Source organism: Acidovorax sp. HMWF018 (assembly GCF_003061035.1).
GTDB lineage: Bacteria > Pseudomonadota > Gammaproteobacteria > Burkholderiales > Burkholderiaceae_C > Acidovorax > Acidovorax delafieldii.
Genome location: NZ_QAIM01000078.1, coordinates 1 through 18,304, shown reverse-complemented (window position 1 = coordinate 18,304; position 18,304 = coordinate 1). Strand labels below are relative to the sequence as shown.

Sequence of the window (18,304 nt, the reverse complement as noted above, 5' to 3'; positions counted from 1 at the left end):
GCCCACCAGCCGCTGGGCGTGGCGGCACCTGGGCTCGTGGGGGCGGGTTCGGGCAGTGCGGCGGGACTGGACATCAAAAGGGCTCCTGGAGGGCCGCGCTGCGGGGCGGCTGGCGCGGGCCCCGGGCCTGGCGCTACATGCCGCGGCGCTCGCGCGCGCGATAGACCTCGATGGTACCCACACCTGGCGCCTGGTTGCCCCAGCTGTTGCGCACAAACGTGGTCACCGCCGCCACCTCCTCGTCCGACAAGGTCTGCTGAAACGGCGGCATGCCGTGCGGACGCGGGTTGCCTGCGGTGGCGGGCAGGTAGCCGCCCTGCAGCACCACGCGCACCAGGTTGGTGGGGTCGGCCAGCGTGATGGCGCGATTGCCCGCCAGTGCCGGAAACGCGCCCGGCTCGCCCTGCCCCCGGTCGCCGTGGCACTGCGCGCATTGCTGCTCGTACACCTTGCCGCCTCGCGCCATCGCGCTGGCCGGGGGGGCGGCCACGGTGGCAGCCGCCTTGCGATCCTGCTGCGGCAGGCCCTGCAGGTACACGGCCATGGCGCGCGCATCGGCGTCGCTCAGGTACTGCGTGCTGCGAAACACCACCTCGGCCATGGGGCCCAGCACCGAGCCCTGCGGGGCCACGCCGGTCTTGAGCAGTGCCACCACGTCGTCGGTGCGCCACTCCTTCACGCCCGCCTCGTGCGCCGCATTGAGTGCGGGGGCATACCAGTTCTGCACCGGGATCAACCCGCCGGTGAAGGCCTTGGCGTCCGTCGTGGCGCCCAGTGCATTGCGGGGCGTGTGGCAGGCGGTGCAGTGGCCCAGGCCGTTGACCAGATAGGCGCCCCGGTTGTATTCCGCCGTCTGCGTGGGTTCGGCGCTGGGCGCTCCGGGCGCAAAGAACAGCGCACGCCACACGGCCAATGCCGCCTGCGTGTTGTACGGAAAACGCAGCGCATGGGCGCGGTTGGCGTCGGGTGCAGCAGGCACGCTTTGCAGATAGGCAAAGATGGCGTCCGAATCCTCGCGCGTCACCTGCGTGTAGTTGGGGTACGGGAAGGCCGGGTACAGCAGCCGCCCGTCCTTGCTGCGGCCATGGTGCATGGCGCGCCAGAACTCGGCCGAGGTCCAGCTGCCAATGCCTTGCACCCTGTCGGGCGTGAGGTTGGAGCTGTGCACCACGCCAAACGGCGTCTCAATGCCGCGCCCGCCTGCAAACGGCGCGCCACCCTGGGTGGTGTGGCAGGCCATGCAGTTGCCGACGCGGGCCAGATATTCGCCGCGCTGCACCAGCACGGGCGTGGATTGCAGCGTCTCGGCGGTGGGCAGCGGCTCTTCGCCACGCAGGTTCAGGGTGATCAGCACGGCGGCGGCAATGCCGAGCGCCGCCAGCACGGAAGAGAGGGTCCAGAGGATGCGTTTCATCGGTGCATCCCTTCTCAGCGTGCCGCTGCAGCAGCGACGGGAACCTCAGCCACACCGCCGCATCGGGCCCGCATGGCGGCGGGCAGCGTGCGGGCTGGCTTGCCACCCGCCGCCACGGGCTGGGCTGCCAGCCAGGCCGAGACTGCGCTCACGTCATCGGGCGTGAGCTGGCGGGCAATATCGGCCATGCAGTCGGGCACGTGCGCGCGGCGCTGGCCGGTCTTCCAGGCGCCCAGCTGGCTGTTGAGGTAGTCACGCGGCAGGCCCAGCAGGCCGGGGATGGACGGTGCCACGCCCGTCATGGCCGCACCGTGGCAGGCCACACAGGCGGGAATGCGGCGCGCCGCGTCGCCCTGCTGCACCAGCTGGCGGCCCTGCTCCAGCGCGGCGGCGGGCGCTTGTGGTGCGGGCGGCGGTGGGTACGGCAAGTCGAGCGCGGCAAAGTGCTCGGCCATCTCGCGCAGGTAATCGTCCGTCAGGTGCTCGATGAGGTAGCCCATCTGCGGGTAGCTGCGCCGCCCGTCCCGAAAGTTGAGCAGCTGGTTGGTCAGATAACCCGCTGGCTTGCCCGCAATGCGCGGAAAGTAGCCGTCGGGCGTGGCACGGCCTTCCTTGCCGTGGCAGGCGGTGCAGGCCAGCACGCGTGAAGACATGGAAGACGCGGGCACTGTGGCCACAGTGGATGCAGCGGCCACCGGGGTTGCAGGGTTGGCGCTGGCAGGCACCGTCTGGGCCACAGCGCCAGCGCTCAAGGCCAGCGCCAACAGGGCAGTGGCCGCAGGCAGGCTGAGAACGGGGCGCAGCAAGCTGCGCAGGCAATCGGTCATGGGAATCTTCTTGTCCGGGAAAGAAACGGTTGGGTGGCCCACAGCGGCCAAACACGCAAGGCGTGCGCCCACACAGTCCGCCACTCTACGCCCGCCCCCAAAAACAGTACAGATTCAGTTTCGAGTTAAAAATACAGATCAGTTTGCCCTGCATCAACCCGGCCCTGCCCATGAAGCGCTACGAACGCCACGCCGACGCCATTGCCCAGCTCATCCACAGCGGCGCCCTGCGTCCCGGCGACCGCGTGCCCTCGGTGCGCGAGGCCAGCCGCACACGGGGCATCAGCCCGTCCACCGTGTTCGAGGCGTATTACCTGCTGGAGGCCCAGGGCCTGATCCATGCGCGCCCGCGCTCGGGCTACTACGTCAGCGCCCGGCTACCAGGTACGGCCGAGGTTCGACCCGCGGAGCCCCAGCCCTCGCAGCCCGCCGCCACCTCCACCGGCGTGGCCATCAGCGACCTGGTGTTCGAGGTGCTGGGCCTGGCGCGCGACCGCGACCTGGTGCCGCTGGGCTCGGCCTTTCCAGGGCTGGAGCTGTTTCCACTGGAGCGCCTGGCGCGCTGCCTGGGCAGCGGCATGCGCAAGCTCGACCCGTGGACCATCGTGCAAAGCCTGCCGCCCGGCGACGAACGCCTGCGCCAGCAGATTGCCCTGCGCTACGGCGTGCACGGCATGCCGGTGGACGTGGAAGAAATCATCATCACCAACGGCGCCATGGAGGCGCTCAACCTCTGCCTGGAGGCCGTCACCCAGCCCGGCGACGTGGTGGTGGTCGAATCGCCCACCTTCTACGCCGCGTTGCAGGCCCTGGAGCGGCTGAACCTGCAGGCGCTGGAAATCGCCACCCACCCGCGCGATGGCATCGACCTGGCAGCGTTGGCGCAAGCACTGGAGCGGCAAACACCCCACCAGCCCATCAAGGCCTGCTGGCTCATGCCCAGCTTTCAGAACCCGCTGGGCAGCCTGATGCCCGAGGACAAGAAGCGCGAGCTAGTCGCCCTGCTGGCGCGCCACGGTGTCCCGCTGATCGAGGACGACGTGTATGGCGAGCTGCACTTTGGCCCCCAGCGCCCGCCCCCAGCCAAGGCGTTTGATATCGAGGGGCTGGTGATGCACTGCAGCTCATTCAGCAAAAGCCTGGCGCCCGGCTACCGGGTGGGCTGGGTGGCGGCGGGCCGCCAGGCCAAGGCGGTGCAGCGGCTCAAGCTCATGACCACGCTATCGGCTGCCACGCCGTCACAGCAGGCGCTGTCGGAATACCTGGCCCAGGGCGGCTACGACCGGCACCTGCGCCAGCTGCGCCGCAGCCTGGCCGAGCAGCAGGCGCTGGCCCTGGCGGCCGTAGCGCAGCACTTCCCACACGGCACCCGCGTATCGCGGCCTGAGGGTGGGTACTTCTTGTGGGTGGAGCTGCCGCCTGAAGTGAACGCGCTGGAACTGCACCGACTGGCACTGCAGCAGGGCATTAGCCTCGCGCCCGGGCAGATCTTCTCGGCCGACCAGCGGTTTGCGCACTGCGTACGCATCAACTACGGGCATCCAGCGCAGGGGCGGCTGGAACCAGCACTGCGCACCGTGGGCCAACTGGCCGCGGGCTTGGCGACAGCCGTTCCGTAGAGCACAGCAATTACAAAAAGAACTAGCAAAACGATAGCTTGTAAAGCATGCGGATGTGGCGCTTAGGCCCATTTCTATCAGAGCCCTGGCACCTGCAGACGGCGCGCGGCCCTGGCACCAATTAACCGCATTGCCCCCGCCAGCGCGCACCTCGCTAGCCTTGCACCACGCTGACACCCCACCCACCGCGTTGGAAAGGCCCAACCTCGGGTTCTCCCGCAGCAGGCACAGCGCTTGCAGCGGCATACTGGCGCCCGCCCGCACCCTGGGCTACGCACCACAGCGGCCCACGCGCCCCGCCCTCCAACCTCAACGCCCAACACCATGGCCGCACCCCAGCATGTTCCGTTTGTGATGGTGGAAGACGAAGATGACTGGGTGGTTTCGTTCGCCCTGGGCCCACAAGGTGCCGACCGCCTCACACTGGTGCGCACCCCCCACCTCGAATTCATGCTGCGGCCCGAGCAGCGCGGCGTATCAGTGGGCGCCGAGGCAGGCCAGCGCCCCGCCTTGCTCGTGGCGGTGCAATGGGGCCACAAATGTGTGGATGTGGTATCCACCGCCAAGCGCTACAGCCTGGACATCAGCAAGGTGGACAACGCTACCCGCGACGCGGCGCTGAGCCTGCTGGGCAAGATGAATTTTGACCAGCGGTTTCAGCTGGCAGAAGCTTGAGGACCGAGGGTTTAATCGTTCAAAGCGACGACACGCCAAGTACCCCTGCCTCACGCTACCGCCACCGCGCCAAGCGTTCGCGGCTCGCGCACGGAAATCAGCGCATCATCTGAAAAAGCGCCGTGGTGATGGCCACCTGCGATTCATCCAGCGAAGTCACTGTGGTGGACCCAAATGCCATCCGGTCATCAATGGGCCAGGCTTGGCCATTGAGTTCAGCGATGGAATTGGCGAAGGAGATATCGCGCCAGCGCCCAAAACGCGCATCACTGCGTCCGTCGATCTGCTGGTCCAACGCAGCCGCCAAGGAAAACGTCACACCACGGACCACCATGATGTTGCGCTTGCGAGATACAAACACTCCCCCGGTGGCGCCAGGCTCAGCCCAGTCACGGCTTTGAAAACACACCCGCACTTCCTGCGGGTTCCCATTGCTGTCCAGATACACATAGCGGTCCTGCTGGCCCTCGGCACGGCCCGTGGGCAGGCGGATACCGGCGGCCAGAAATGCATTGATCATGTCCGCACCACACAGCTCTGTACCGGGCGTGGCAGCGTTTCCATTGACCTGCCCTGTGGGCGCGGTCGGGTTGTCACCGGGTGGGTAACCCACACCGTTGAAGAAGCCTTCATACGCGAGTTGCCAGCCCTGGATGAAGTCGGTGGACAGCCGCTGATTGGCGGCAGAACGCTGCAAATCACGACCAACAGCAACGGCACCCAGCAACAAGCCGATCACGATCAGAACGACGCTCAGCTCGAGAAGCGAAAAACCACGTTGTCGACGCGAGGCAGCGCCGTGAGGGTGAATGTGAAATGGGGTCATGGTGCGTCACTCAGTAAACGTCGGTCATCAAATTCATCAGTGGCCAATGGCGTCAGCCCGCAACGCGTTGGTATTAATGTCTCGTGACAATTCGGTCATTGCCGTCGTGCGTGTCGCGAAGCCATCAAAAACATCCTCAGCTTCTGCAAGAGAAAGCGCAGCATCCACCACAGCGGCCGCAGCCGCAATATCGCTGGCCACAGCCAATCCGATGCCCACAGCCGCCAGTGCTATCTGAAACGCACGAGCGCCCACAGACATGGTGGTATCTGCCACGGCGGACACCATCTCCTTCGCGGCATCTAGCGACCCAGCAGCTGCAGAAAGCGCTCCTGCCGCCGCCGCGGCAACATCAGCACGAGCCAGCACCACAGCGATGTAGAGTTGATCACGGTAGTCGTACATGGCACGCTCCATCACAAAAGCTCCCGTGGCTACGTTGAAATGAGCGTGTGAAATGGCGGACAACGCTGCCCCACATTGCAGCTCTGCAAACAGCTCGGTGTGACTCGCGGCCAGCACGATGTCATCGTACTGTTCGGTTACAGCCTGACTGGGCGAAGCGAAAGTGGGGTCAGCGTTGGATGCAGTGGCATTGGCGCCGTCAAACGCCTGGCCATTGCCTTGGGCATCCAACAGACCTGGCGCGGCGATCACGAAGGCGGCGGTGCGCCGGGTTGCTCCGACCTGAGTGGCCAACCGGCCAGCAGGAGCCACCAAAGCATCGCTGGCGGTGTTCAGCGCCAGGCAAATGTCAATGAGATTGACCGCATTGACTACACCCAATGGACAGGCCGGGTCACCGGCAGCATCGCAGGCTGGGTTCAGTGGTGCCGCATCGTTGCCAGACTGGGTAACTCCCAACACGCTGTTCAAGCTGGACAGCACTTCCGGAATGGGAGGCGCGTTTGGGTTGGGGGCCGCTGTGTGGTTCTGGGGTTTGGGAGATGGGGTGCGTACACGCAGCGGGTTCATGCGGTCGCGAGCCACCGCAAGGTCCCGGTCCGAAGGAGCGGCAACCATCGTGGCACCTGAAGGCTCACGGTATACGCCGTACCGCAAACGTCCTGCCTCAGGGCGCGGAAGGTTCAACGTACGCCAAGGGAGATAGCCCACCTGGCGAATCACGGCACCATCCGTGCAGGACTCCACGCCGTTAGCATCCGCAGCCGGGCATGGCAACCTGAAATGAGAATGCAGATAACCCAGCAGTGCCTGGCGCGACTGCTGTTGCGCGTCCATTTGCACGGCCGCCACGCGATGCCGCTCTGACAACTGCCAGAAGATGACTGCACCAGGCAATATCAGCCCCAGAGCCAACAACACCAGCGACAGCTCGACCAGAGTGAAACCCTCCATACGGTGTCTCATGGGTTAAGCCCTTTCTCATCCAGCCGGTTCGCCGCCGTCAGCGCTTGGGTAAAAGTTTCAAACACCTCGATCACATACGCCCGCGACGCGAGTTCCTTGTCTTTAGAGTCTTGCAGTGCCTTCTGGGCTTCAATGAGATCGTCCGCCGCAAAACCCACCTCTACAGCTGCGGTGACCACATTGGCCGCAGACAGAACTAGACCAAAAATCGTGATCCCCTCGGTGTTGGCGGCTGAAGCGACGGCCAGTGCCGCGCTGCCGGCGGCCAGAGCAGCGTTCATGGCCGCCATGATGACGCCCGTTTCTGCGGCCTCCAGGGCTGACTGTGCCTGCTCAATGTCGAAGACCCGCAAAGACCAGTATTCCTGCACCACTCGCACGTTGTCATAAGCGGTGTAGGCCCCCTGCGCGGCAGCCTGCATAGCACCCAGACGCGGCACGCACCCAATGCGGGACGCAAGGTCGCCCGCGCCAACAGCCACGGACAGATCATCGAAATTGCTGTCCTGCGCGCGTCCGGGCATATCGAATCTGAACCCCGCTGCACCTCCCGGCACATTGCTGCCCTCAAACACGCCATTCACCCCCGGGTGCGCGATCACAAACGCGACCGGAATACTTGCGGTGAGATTGCCCGCAGTGAGGACACCCGCCGCCGTGGGATTGGCCGCAAGACGGCGCACCACACGGCACCAATCAAGGCCATTGATAACGGCGCGCCTGCCATTTGCTGCCGTGATGGCGCCCGTCAACGCGGCTGCAGCAGCGTTGACGCCCGCATCGGTTGACAAAGCCAGCACCGGAATAGCGGGGGTGTAATTGATGTTGAGATCAGGGAAAGCGGAGGCCGTCGGCGCACTGGCGAGATCCAGCGAAGCACCGCGATTGACGCCATAGTGCAACTGGCCCATGCGACTGGGTAACCCCAGAGTGCGCCACGGCAGCAAGACCGCAGCAGCGCTGGTGTTGCCACAGTCTTCTGTGCCATTGGTGCCGGATGCGGCGCAGGGCAGCCGATGATTGGCGAGCACAAAGCCTTCCACCGCTGCTTGGGCTTCAGTCAGCTGCCCCATGATGGCAGTGCGATCCATAGGAGCACGCGTGTCGGCCACCCATCGCCAAGTGATGATGCCAATCACCCCGACGATTGCCATGGCAACGCCCAGCTCCACCAGTGACAACCCTGTCTGGCGCAGGCGCGAAGGTAATTGCGCGTCCGCTCTCATGAACATCATCGCGTCCCTCCCTTGCGATCTACATCCGCCAAGATGGACTCGGCTTGCTCGGGTGTCATGGGCACTACGGCTGAGCCCGTGGCGTTGCAGGGCGGCGGGTTATTGACACGGTTTTGCGCCTCCAGCAACCGGGCATCGGCCGTGGCCTTGCGATCTTGCGCTGCCGCCAGACGTTGATTCAAAGCATCCAGCTCTTTTTGCAGCTTGACGGGTTTAAGGTACTTGGCGTCGGTGCTCGGGCTGGTCATCGCGCCCAGTCCAAAAAGGTCGACCAGCGCGGAGCCCAGTTGGCCCACGCTGTTGATATTGACGTCGCCAGCCTGACAGGCGGTCGTGCATCCATAGGCAACCACGGCCCCGCTGCTGTTGTAGATGTTGTAGCGGGCCGTGCCGTTGACAAAGTTTGAAATGGCACTTTGGTAGCTCGTCTGCGCCGTGGAATAGGCAGCGCTGGCAGCCGTTTGCGCAGCAACGGCGTTGTCCAGTGCCGTCTGTGCGCTGGCCAGTTCAGCCACAGCTTTGTCTCGCACGGCCGTCAGGCCGGCTACATCACCAGCCAATTTGCGCTCCGCATCCTTGCCGTCACGCTCATTCTGAAGGTCTGTCTTGTTGGGCGGATTGGTGGCAATGAGCAAGTCCAGTGCAGCAATCTCGCTATTCAATCGGGCGAGAGTGCCCGGTATGTCTGCCAGCATTGCGTTGTACTTGGCGACCTCGGCCGCCCAGCGATCACGCAGCTGCGTAGCCTGCGTGACCTTGGAATCGGCGGCAGCGCTGGCGTACGATGTACTGCCCCAGGTACCGGCAGCAGCCAGCAAGGTGTTGAGCAATCCGTCGATCTGCGAACTGGCTTGGCCATTTCGAATCAGGCTGGTCAGACTGGTGACGGCGGCAGTTCGCTGCGCGATGGCGGTATTGAGTTCTGCCGTCTTGTTGTTGACAGCCGTAGTCGCGGCGGCCAGTTCGGCATGGGCATCCGTCACCTCCTGCTGCGCGATGGACAGCATGAGGTTGTTCACCGCCGGATCCATGGGAGGGCATATATCGTTAGCCGTGGCACTACTATCGGCCAGCGTCAAAGCTGTACCGGCAATGCCAGCCGCCACTGCATTGGCAACCACGGCAAGACCGTTGGCGATGATGACGCCCCCCGCCAGCCCAATCGCTACCGTGTGCTGGGGTGCGGCCGCACAGGCATTGACCGCCAACCCCAGCGACGCCGCACAGATGGCCCACTCTGCGGCGGCGTTGCCAGCATCAGAAGCCCCCTCTGCCACGGCCAGGGCAATCTCCAGAGACGTCATGATGGCCGCCAAAGTGCTGAAGGCAACCGAACGACGGGCAGACGAGATGTTGTCGGCACGCATCTCAGCCACGTCTCCGGCCACATCATGGGCCAGAGCTACTGTGTTGATGGAATCGATCAAAGGGCGGCAATGAAAAGCCGACAGCAGGCTGTCGTAAGACCGCTCCAGCACGATGTCGTTGTACCCCGCCAGGAGCGAACGCCGGTTCGGGTCTTCCATGCGGTTGACATTGGCTGCGGCATTGGAATTGGCGCCGTCAAATAGATCACCGTCACCATCCGCATCGTTGTTTCCCGGATGGGCCAGCGCATAGGCGATGGCGCGCGGGGTCGGCGCATTGACTTGAGCCATGGTGGGTAACATCGTCGCCCTGCGGCCGGTGTCAAGCCTTTGGCACAGGTCGGTCAACGTGAGGATGTCCGCTGGGTAAGGAGCTCCGCGCATGGCGAAAAAGCCGTCGGCTCCGTCGCTGTACTCGAGAGGAGTCCACGTATCCGTCAGCATCGTGAGGTCGTTGGCACCACCTTGGCGCTGAACGAGGTAGCGCAACTGCCCCACGTCCACTCCGGGGTCAACGCCTGCCATGCGAAGGGTCGCCGTTGGCAGCCATCCCTTTTGGGTAGCCGGTGCACCGCAATCCTGCAAACCGTCTCGATCAACGTCTGGACACGGCAAGCTGCGGGCTACAGTGGCATAGGCAATCAACGCCTGATCAGCCTGTGCCAGGGCCTGACGTTCCTGGCGGGACGAATCCAACGCGGAACGTTCGCGCCATTGAAGGTAGCCCATCGTGGCAAGACCAGACATTACTGCGATGAGCAGCATCACTTGCAGCAGGCCAAATCCGCCTGCGCGGCGTGCAGCGCTTCGGAGCGGCAAGGAGAGACAGGTCGTAGACATCGGCAGCATGAAAGTGAAGGAGGGGATTGCCGTCAAGGCAGGCTCTTGCGCAACCACCCTGCCAACTGCGCAGGTGACTCCGCGATCACCACGTCATCCGACGCAAACCGCAGCGGCGCTGAAGGGCTCGCTGCGCACAAACTGGTGAGAGTGTGAGGGGCATCCAGGCGGTTCCCGTCGCCGTCTTTGTCTTGAAGTGGCACCACCACCCAGTACGCTGCAACCATTACACGATTGGCAGCGCAATCAATGGCTCCCGCCGCACCGCCGTCACCTGTGAGATACGTGCGCGCTGACGACACTGGCTTAGTAGACGCATTGTTCAAAGCAACGATCAAGTCGGTGATGTCCCGATGCGTAGGCGCACCCAGCGAATCACCCGTTCGCTCCAACTCCACAGCCAGATCTGCGTCTTGCGCAGGCACGGCGAGGTTCGCTTCTCGGAAAACCGAATAGCGGGCACGCAGTCGATCCGTGGGCAATTCCAGACCGACGCTCACATAAGGGAACCAACCCAGCTGGACCCCTGATGCACACACTCCACTGCTCAGCGCCTCATATCCGTCAGGCGTGCTCGCAGGACATGGAAGCCGCCCATTGCGCAGTGCAAATGCCCGCAGAATCGACTGCAATTGCTCTGCCTCGGCTCGGCCACGTTCGATTTCCTGTTGTTCGGATACCGTCACGTACCCACTGAAAGCCGCCCAAGTCATTAGCCCCGCTACCACGAGCGCGATCGCCCCTTCGACCAGGGAAAATCCCCTCTGCGTGGCACGCTTGTGCAATGCGCCAGAGTAAGAACCACTGGAACTCATGGAGCTTTTACCTCAGGCGTGGGCTTGGGCATGAAGGCCTGCATGGCCTTTGCTTCCGCAGCCACGCGCTCGCCTATTGCACGCATTTCGGCGAGGATGGCTTCCTGTCGCGCTGCATCCTTGGGGGCCTTGCTTTTGGTGAGGACTTGCAGTTCTGCGTTGAGTTGCTGCAGTTTTGCGTTCTGGTCCAGCATCGTCCGCAGCGACTGGAAATAACGCGGATCGAAGCTGGGGCCGGACAAGGCCTCCAATTCATCCACCAACGCCCGCATTTTCTGCGGCGATGCCTGCGCCCCTTGAGCACTCAGCGCCCTGAATTCCGCGCGCACTTCCGCCAGGCGGCGGCGGCGGTCCTGCCTTGCCAAGTCTGCCTGTGGAATGCTCTGTGCTGTGCCCGGAGCCATGGAAGCCGCTGGGGCTGACGGCACGATCCGGGGGCTCGTCGTGCGAGGTGGTATTCCACCGACAACTGGCTCGGGATGCTTATCAGTTATCCATACACCGACGGCGATCGCGACCAACAGCAGCAGTCCTAGACTCGCACCTACCAAAACGGGCTTACGCATTCAGTCTCCTGCCCAGCAGAACGGGCAGGCCTCACCAGCATGAAAACTCTCAAACAAACCTATGCCAGAAACAGGGGTTGGAATGTCTGCGCGAAGTGACAACAAAGAACGTGACATCAGCCGCCTCCCATACTTTGAGTGACCGACTGCCGCACCAGGTCGTACACAGGCAACAACAGCGCAACGATCAGGAAAAGAAACAAGCCCCCTGCAACCAGGATGATCAGAGGCTTGAGGATTTCCGCGAGCGACTTGACCAACACCTCGAGGCGCTTGCGATAGTCCGCTGCAAGGTGAGAGAGCTGCTGATCCAGGCTACCGGACTCTTCCCCCACTGAAATCATGCGCACTGCCATGGCGGGAAAACCGCCTACGCGCCGCATCGATGAGGACACGGACTCCCCGCGCGAAACCGATTCCGCCACATGGATGAGACGGGTGCGGTAGTAGCGGTTCTTGGTGGCCCGCCCCAGAACGCGCAGGCTGGACACCATGTCTACCCCCGCACGTACGAGGATCGAGAGATGCTCGGTGATATGTGCCATGCCGGAAGACACCAGCAACGTACGAGCAATAGGCAAACGGTGCATGAAGGTATAGGTTGCAAGCTGGAATCGCTCGGACCGTCTGAAGGCAATGACGCCGATCGACACCACGATGACCGTGACCAGCAGCACCCAGGGCAGATGGGTGGACAGCAAGTTCGCAAAGGCCACCAGCCCTTCTGTGATGGGTGGCAGTTTCGCCTGCAGCTGCTTGAACAGGCGCGCCATGTTGGGCACAACGTAGTAGATCCAGAAGATGGCGACGCCAATGATGGAGGCGAACACAAACGCCGGATAGATCAGAGCAGTCTTGATATCGCGCCGGATATTGATCATGCGCTCCACGTGCTCGGCGGCTTCGCCCAGCATGCGGTCCAGAGTACCGGTCTGGTCCCCGATGGAGATCAGGTTGCGCACGGTCTCGGGGAACACATTGGGGTGCCGATTGAAAGCTTCGGTCATGCCCACACCCGCGTTCAGGTCGTCCAGCATGTTGCGTGCAACGGACGCCATGGCAGGGTTGCCAACACTGTGGCTTTCTTCCACCAGGGTGGTCAGTGCATCGAGGGCGGGAACGCCTGCGCGCATCATGAGGCCCAGGTCGCGAAGGAAGCCCGCAAGGTCTTCGCCGCGCACTTGCTTTCGGAACAGATGCAACAGCGCATCGGCCACCACTGCAAGCCAGGCCGGAAAACGCCAGAGGCTGATCACCGTGCCGTCAGTGTCGGCCTCCAGCCGCATGCGAGCCGATAAGTCGCGCTTGACTGCCAGGCGCAACAGGCCTGAGCGCACCCCGCCATGGGGCAGCAGTACGCGGTAGTAATAAGTGTTGAGATTGGCCATGCAATGCTTCCGCCAAAGCGGCTCAGTCCTCGCCCACGGTGCGGAGGATTTCCTCCATCGTGGTCTCACCTGCTAACACGCGGTGTCGCGCCAACGTCAAGATGGGGCGCATGCCTGCTGCCAGTGCGCGTTGCCGCATTTCGGCCCGCGTGGCATCAGAGGCGATGGCGTCCGCCAGATCACGGTTGACCACTAGCATTTCGTACACCGGCAGGCGGCCCAGATACCCTGTGTCGCGGCAGTGATGGCAGCCGGCACCATGGAACACCTGCAGCATTTCGCCCGCAGCGCCCTGCCCCAGCCAGCGGCGCTCATCGTCAGTCGCAAGACGTGGCTTGGCGCAGTGTGGACAAATGCGGCGTACAAGGCGCTGGTTGATCACTGCCACCAGGTTTTCGGCAATCGTTTCTGTGTCCACGCCCAGCAGCTTGAGGCGAGGCATCACCCCAAAAATGCTGCCCACGTGCAAGGTAGACAACACCAGGTGCCCGGTAGAGGATGCGTCGAGCGCTGCGCGTGCAGTCTCGGAGTCCCGGATTTCACCCACCAGGATGATGTCGGGGTCATGCCGCAGAAAGTGCCGCATGGCGTTGGCAAACTCGTAGCCCGCACGGCGGTTGACTTCGGTCTGGCAGGCGACCGGGACACGGTATTCCACCGGGTCCTCCACGGTCAACACATTACGCTCGATCAAGGGCTGCATGCGCAGCGCGGCGTGCAACGTCGTGCTCTTGCCTGAGCCGGTAGGGCCCGTGATCAGGATGAGGCCGTGCGGACGCGAGAACGCCTTGGCCATGACGGCGACATCCTCCTCCAGAAAACCGAGGTCTGCCAGCTTGTCCAGGTTGCTGCGTTCGGGCAAAAGGCGCAGCACCATGCGCTCGCCAAATTCAGAGATCAAGGTGGAGACACGGATGGTGAAGTTGTGCTCCATCACCTGTGCCGTAAAGCTACCGTCCTGGGGCAAGCGCTGTTCGCTGGCATCCATGTCGGCCTGCAGCTTGACGTAGACCACCAGGCGGTCCAGGGCCGGCGAGAGCGCGAACACCGGACGCAAAACACCGTCTACGCGCAGCAGCACAGAACGGCTACGCGCGGTGGGCGCCAGATGGATATCCGTCGCCCGTTCGCGCACCGCTAGGTGGAGCATGTGTTCCAGCAAACGGGCGGGGCTGTAAGCACGATCCACGTCAGCTTCGAGCTTGCGGACCTCGCTCTCGATCAGGCGTGCCGGCGGGTGCTCTGCGAAGTAATAGTGCTGCTGGATGGCCTGAGCAACACTATCGAATTCACCTTGGAAAAAATGGCATCCCTTGCCCAGCTTGCGCTGCACAAGTTCGGTCACCGTATCAGGCTGTGCGTCGCCAAGCACTACCTCGATCAGGCCTTCGTCGTTTTCCCGCACAGGCAGGAAGCCATAAGTCAGGCACAACGATCGGTTAAAAATGCCGGCTACGGCCGTATCGGGCTCCGGCATTTCATCGGCGTTGACAAAGCGAAGTCCGCGCTGGCCAGCAAGCTGGCGTGCGACCTCGTTGGCACTTGCGAAGCCCAGCTCCACCAGAAGGTTGCCCATAGGCACCTTCTCGATCTTCTGTTTTTGCAACACATAGTCGATGGCGACTGCAGACACAAGGCCGGCATTGACCAATGCAGCGCCCAGGGAAGGACTCTTGTCACGCAGCACCGCCAGGCGATCCTCGGCCGTAGGGCCTACGGGCTGCAACTGGCCCGAGGCCTCTAGCAATGATTCAGCGGGGGGATGCATCCTGATGCTCCAGAAGTAAGAAGGTCAGTTCGTCGGGCTTGCCAGTCGGCGGCAGACCCTGCTGCAGTTGAAAGCGGGCGAACGCCTCTCCAGTCTTCAAACCAAAAAAACCGTCGTCAGGCTCACGCTTGTCCAGAAGGCCCATGCCCTTGAGCTTGCCCTGTACCTTGCGCGTGACCTGCTCGGCGGCCTCGATGTTGCGCGTGTTGTTGCGACTCAGCCATGCGACCCAGGACTCCTTGTCCACACTGAAGCGGCACAGGCGAGTCGACGGTTTCAGGCTGTCGGCCATGCCATCGGGCAGGCGGTAAACATGCACCACCTCGTCAGCAGCAGCGGCCGCCTTGAGCTGGTTTTCACAGGCTTGGCGAGCAGGTACCGCAGCCGCAGGCTGCGCCTTGGGTGTCGGTGCAGTCGCCACGAAGGCGGTCGCAGAGCTGCCATTGGGCGATAAGGCTGAGGCCTCGCCCGACACCGTTGGCCGAACTACCTCGGGGGCGGGAGCTGCCACCACGGGGGCTGCTGGCGATACATGCTCGCTGGGTTGGGTAGCCAACCCCCAGCTGGCCAACGCGACTGTTGCTGTCGTGCCCGCCAGCAGGCCGGCGAGCACCCAGCCCTTGCGACCGCGATGGCCACCAGTCACCTTGGCGAACACTGCGGCTTCATCCCCCAATGCAGGCAGATCCGCCACCGCACGCTGAACCAGGGACTCGGTCACCACAGATGCTCTGGTACTCGCCAAACCATACAGACAACGGTCCAGCACCAGATGGATGCGCCGCAGGTTTCCCTGCGTGGCCCGGTGCAAAATGTCCGCAGCTGCAGGTTCGATGGAGAGACGCCCCTCTGCGCCCGCAGCGTTCACACGAAAATCGAAGTAACGGGTGACTTCATCCTTTTGCAGACCCGACAGCCGAGCGTGTTTGATGATGCGACTCTTGAGCTGACGCAACTCCGGCGTCGCCAGGGTTTCCTCCAGCTCGGGCTGTCCGACCAGCAGGATCTGCAACAGCTTTTCCTGGCCGGTTTCCAGATTGCACAACAAGCGCACCAGCTCGAGCGATTCCACACTGAGGTTCTGCGCATCATCGATCACCAGCAAGCTGATCTCGCCTGCCTGATGCCCCGCGATCAGGAACTCGGTCAGTCGCGCCAGTCCCTGCTCGACGGAGTCCGAGGGTGGCAAACCGAAGTCCGACTGTATGGCGGACAACAGAGCGCTGTCTTGCAAAAAAGTGTTCAGGATCAGCGCTGAGTGGCAGTTCTTGCCACTGAGGGTGTCCAGCAGGCGTCGCACCAAAGTGCTCTTGCCCAGCCCGACTTCTCCTGTCAGAAGAACAAAGCCCTTGCGCGCCTCGATGCAGTGCACGATCTCCGCGAAATCCTCCTCCAGCCGAGGCGTGAAGAAGTACGAACCCGCATCCGGCGTCGGCGGAAACGGGTTGCGTGACAACCCCAGCGTGGCATAGATGGAATTGGCCGTCATTGGCGTGCAGCAGGGGTGAACTGGGCCAATGCGGCCCGCAACGCAGCCGAATCTGGTTGCAGTCGCGATGCGGCATCAAGGGTTGCGCGGGCTTCTTCAGTCTTTTGCTGGCGCGACTGGATGCTGGCCAGGTTGATGGCAGCTTCTTCATCGCCTGGCAGCCGCTCAAGGATGGCGCGATAACCGTCTGCAGCAGCAGCATCGCGGCCGGCGCGCAGGTCAAACCAGGCTTGCGCGCGCAACAGTCCCAAAGACCCTGCCGGCAGACGCTCCTTCAACGCAGCCAATTCACGTTCAGCATCGGCCGTACGCGACTCTTTCATGGCGGCGACGAAACGGGCAAAGCGCAGCTCCACCGGAGTGTCATCCACGGCCGGGGCCGTCGCCACTGCGGGCGCAGCCGCCGTATTGGAGCGGTTGGCACCATGCGCCTGTCGCATCGCACTGCTGCGGGTCACCGCGGCGGGTGCGGGCGTAGCGACATCACTGCGTGGGCTGGTTGCCACGACCACCTTGGGCGCAGCAGCCTCCATGGCAACTGCCGGAGCGGGAGTCGCTGACTGCACGGGCGCAGCTGCGGGAGCCGCCACAGCGACTGCGGGAACTGGCACGGCAACAGGCGCAGGAACTACCGGTGCAGGAGCAGCAGCCATGGCAGAGTTGGCGGCCGCAGCAGGGTCAGCAGCGGATACCGTCACTGGCGTTGGCAATGCCGCAGCAGGCGCAGCCGTTTCAGCGACTGGCGAAGCGACCGCCACCGGGGCTGGCGTTGCAGCGGGGGCCGGACTTGGCGCAGCAGCCATCGGCGGCGGCAGTGCCGTGGGCTTCATCTGGGTCTGCCAGACAAACCACCCCAGAATCCCCGCCCCCAATACGACGGCGAAAGCCAGCATGGCATCCAGCCATGCAGGACGGCCACGCACCGCCGCCTTGGAAGCCCTTGCCATGGCAGGCTTGGAATCTTGAGGCGCATCCATGGATTTCAGCGCGTCGTGGATGAGGCTCATAGCACACGCACCCGCAAGACGATCACCAGCTCACGACTTCCGTGCACTTTGTTCTCATTGCCGAACAGCTTGCCCAGCAAAGGCACGTCAGACACCCCAGGTGCTCCACGGTCGTTATTGGAGCTGCGCTGGTCGATCAACCCCCCGACCACCACCACGTCGCCATCGCCCACGTTCAAGGTCGTGGTCAGCCCCTTGTAGCTCACCTTGGGCAGAGAGACGAGGTTGTCTCCCCCCACAGCCACCAGTTGCAGGCTGGCAGGGTCGACATCGCTCTGCATGGGATTCAGCAACAGCTCGATGCGGCCATCGTCACGGACCATGGGCAGCACCCCCACCATGACACCGGAGAACACGGTGTCAGTCTGTACGCTGGAAGATGTAGTGGACGCACCGCCACCAGGAACGGTTTGCGTGGATGCGGACTGCGACACGTAGCGCGAGCTAGTGCCAACGGACAGCAATGCAGGCGTGCCGTTGCGCACTTGCACGTTGGGATTGGACAGTACCTTCAGATTTCCGTAGGAGCGCAGTGCATTGATCACAATGCCATAGTTGCTGCCTTGGTAAGACATGCCCAGTGCAGGCCCAGCCACGCTACCGATCAGCGCTGCGGGGATGGAAATGGCCCGCGAAGGGTAGCCCGTGCCGGCATTCGGCAACGTACCCGAGCTGCCACCCAGCTGCATGGGCGACGAACCAAAGCCTGCCGCCAGACGGCTGCGCAAGGACGTCCAGTCCACACCAAACTCGAAGTTGTCAGACAGCTGCACATCGATCAGCTGCGCCTCGACATACACCTGCTTGCCCAGCACCTTGTGCACCTGGGCCAACATCTTCTCGACGGCGCGCATCTTGGAGGGACGGGCTTTTACGTACAGCGTGCCAGTCATCTTGTTCAATGTGAAGCCGCTGTCTTCATTCATCGTGGCCAAGGGCGCTTGCGGCAACTGGGCGGGACGTGTTGGGTTGGCCCCACTCCCAATCCAAGGCGACGAGGACGAGCCCGGCGTCGTCATGGTCAGGTTCTGCTGCTGCATTTGCTGCTGCTGGGCCAGGCGGTCTTGGTGCGAGTCACCCAATACCGACTTGAGGGC

The 18,304-nt window shown here is 63.3% G+C and carries 15 protein-coding genes; 2 read left to right on the top strand and 13 right to left on the bottom strand.

The annotated features are described in order from the left end of the window. Positions 1–133 precede the first annotated feature (133 nt). Together DBR23_RS02900 and DBR23_RS02895 are read right to left on the bottom strand one after the other, a co-directional pair. Complete coding sequence (locus tag DBR23_RS02900; protein ID WP_056063898.1) at positions 134–1,414, bottom strand: cytochrome c; 1,281 nt, start codon at positions 1,412–1,414, stop codon at positions 134–136. Positions 1,415–1,428: 14 nt separating this feature from the next. Then, a complete protein-coding gene (locus DBR23_RS02895; protein ID WP_108497257.1) occupies positions 1,429–2,241 on the bottom strand; it encodes a c-type cytochrome in 813 nt (270 codons plus the stop codon). A 170-nt stretch (positions 2,242–2,411) separates the two neighbouring features. Between DBR23_RS02895 and DBR23_RS02890 the strand changes: the two genes are divergently transcribed. Next, a complete protein-coding gene (locus tag DBR23_RS02890; RefSeq protein WP_056063902.1) occupies positions 2,412–3,860 on the top strand; it encodes a PLP-dependent aminotransferase family protein in 1,449 nt (482 codons plus the stop codon). A 324-nt stretch (positions 3,861–4,184) separates the two neighbouring features. After that, on the top strand, positions 4,185–4,535 hold the full coding sequence (locus DBR23_RS02885) for a hypothetical protein (protein ID WP_056063905.1): 351 nt from the start codon (positions 4,185–4,187) through the stop codon (positions 4,533–4,535). Between the two features lie 97 nt (positions 4,536–4,632). On the opposite strand, the gene DBR23_RS02880 is transcribed toward DBR23_RS02885, so the two are convergent. The 11 genes from DBR23_RS02880 to mshL all read right to left on the bottom strand — a co-directional run. Then, positions 4,633–5,361 (bottom strand): prepilin-type N-terminal cleavage/methylation domain-containing protein, encoded by a 729-nt coding sequence (locus tag DBR23_RS02880; protein WP_056063908.1) that lies wholly within the window; start codon positions 5,359–5,361, stop codon positions 4,633–4,635. 36 nt (positions 5,362–5,397) lie between these two features. Continuing rightward, positions 5,398–6,720 carry a prepilin-type cleavage/methylation domain-containing protein gene (locus DBR23_RS02875; RefSeq protein ID WP_233250243.1) on the bottom strand — a complete coding sequence of 441 codons (1,323 nt, stop codon included), beginning with the start codon at positions 6,718–6,720 and terminating at the stop codon, positions 5,398–5,400. Between the two features lie 8 nt (positions 6,721–6,728). Next, on the bottom strand, positions 6,729–7,967 hold the full coding sequence (locus DBR23_RS02870; protein WP_233250242.1) for a type II secretion system protein: 1,239 nt from the start codon (positions 7,965–7,967) through the stop codon (positions 6,729–6,731). Next, entirely contained in the window at positions 7,964–10,210 is a 2,247-nt protein-coding gene (locus tag DBR23_RS02865; RefSeq protein WP_233250241.1) for a hypothetical protein, read from the bottom strand. The genes DBR23_RS02870 and DBR23_RS02865 overlap by 4 nt, the downstream gene beginning before the upstream one ends. Next, on the bottom strand, positions 10,207–10,989 hold the full coding sequence (locus DBR23_RS02860; protein ID WP_108497255.1) for a type II secretion system protein: 783 nt from the start codon (positions 10,987–10,989) through the stop codon (positions 10,207–10,209). Before DBR23_RS02860 ends, DBR23_RS02865 begins: the two co-directional genes overlap by 4 nt. Next, positions 10,986–11,555, bottom strand: coding sequence for a hypothetical protein (locus DBR23_RS02855; protein WP_108497254.1), 570 nt, complete (start codon positions 11,553–11,555; stop codon positions 10,986–10,988). The genes DBR23_RS02860 and DBR23_RS02855 overlap by 4 nt, the downstream gene beginning before the upstream one ends. 116 nt (positions 11,556–11,671) lie before the next feature. Continuing rightward, positions 11,672–12,877, bottom strand: a complete 1,206-nt coding sequence (locus DBR23_RS02850) for a type II secretion system F family protein (RefSeq protein WP_233250240.1) — start codon at positions 12,875–12,877, stop codon at positions 11,672–11,674. 88 nt (positions 12,878–12,965) lie between these two features. Then, the gene (locus DBR23_RS02845) at positions 12,966–14,711 is read right to left on the bottom strand and encodes a GspE/PulE family protein (protein WP_108497253.1); all 1,746 of its coding nucleotides are present in this window, start codon (positions 14,709–14,711) and stop codon (positions 12,966–12,968) included. Continuing rightward, positions 14,695–16,200 carry an ExeA family protein gene (locus DBR23_RS02840; protein WP_108497252.1) on the bottom strand — a complete coding sequence of 502 codons (1,506 nt, stop codon included), beginning with the start codon at positions 16,198–16,200 and terminating at the stop codon, positions 14,695–14,697. The genes DBR23_RS02845 and DBR23_RS02840 overlap by 17 nt, the downstream gene beginning before the upstream one ends. Continuing rightward, a complete protein-coding gene (locus DBR23_RS02835) occupies positions 16,197–17,207 on the bottom strand; it encodes a tetratricopeptide repeat protein (protein ID WP_108497251.1) in 1,011 nt (336 codons plus the stop codon). Before DBR23_RS02835 ends, DBR23_RS02840 begins: the two co-directional genes overlap by 4 nt. Continuing rightward, on the bottom strand, positions 17,204–18,304 hold a 1,101-nt coding region (gene mshL / locus DBR23_RS02830), incomplete at its 5' end, for a pilus (MSHA type) biogenesis protein MshL (protein ID WP_108497250.1). The genes DBR23_RS02835 and mshL, both read right to left, overlap by 4 nt.

What these genes read in the sequence shown, in the direction of transcription:
- DBR23_RS02855 (WP_108497254.1), bottom strand. Translation starts at nt 11,555, where the DNA reads ATGCGTAAGCCCGTTTTGGTAGGTGCGAGTCTAGGACTGCTGCTGTTG.
- DBR23_RS02900 (WP_056063898.1), bottom strand. Translation starts at nt 1,414, where the DNA reads ATGAAACGCATCCTCTGGACCCTCTCTTCCGTGCTGGCGGCGCTCGGC.
- DBR23_RS02840 (WP_108497252.1), bottom strand. Translation starts at nt 16,200, where the DNA reads ATGACGGCCAATTCCATCTATGCCACGCTGGGGTTGTCACGCAACCCG.
- DBR23_RS02860 (WP_108497255.1), bottom strand. Translation starts at nt 10,989, where the DNA reads ATGAGTTCCAGTGGTTCTTACTCTGGCGCATTGCACAAGCGTGCCACG.
- DBR23_RS02880 (WP_056063908.1), bottom strand. Translation starts at nt 5,361, where the DNA reads ATGACCCCATTTCACATTCACCCTCACGGCGCTGCCTCGCGTCGACAA.
- DBR23_RS02895 (WP_108497257.1), bottom strand. Translation starts at nt 2,241, where the DNA reads ATGACCGATTGCCTGCGCAGCTTGCTGCGCCCCGTTCTCAGCCTGCCT.
- DBR23_RS02890 (WP_056063902.1), top strand. Translation starts at nt 2,412, where the DNA reads ATGAAGCGCTACGAACGCCACGCCGACGCCATTGCCCAGCTCATCCAC.
- DBR23_RS02875 (WP_233250243.1), bottom strand. Translation starts at nt 6,720, where the DNA reads ATGGAGGGTTTCACTCTGGTCGAGCTGTCGCTGGTGTTGTTGGCTCTG.
- DBR23_RS02845 (WP_108497253.1), bottom strand. Translation starts at nt 14,711, where the DNA reads ATGCATCCCCCCGCTGAATCATTGCTAGAGGCCTCGGGCCAGTTGCAG.
- DBR23_RS02870 (WP_233250242.1), bottom strand. Translation starts at nt 7,967, where the DNA reads ATGATGTTCATGAGAGCGGACGCGCAATTACCTTCGCGCCTGCGCCAG.
- DBR23_RS02885 (WP_056063905.1), top strand. Translation starts at nt 4,185, where the DNA reads ATGGCCGCACCCCAGCATGTTCCGTTTGTGATGGTGGAAGACGAAGAT.
- DBR23_RS02835 (WP_108497251.1), bottom strand. Translation starts at nt 17,207, where the DNA reads ATGAGCCTCATCCACGACGCGCTGAAATCCATGGATGCGCCTCAAGAT.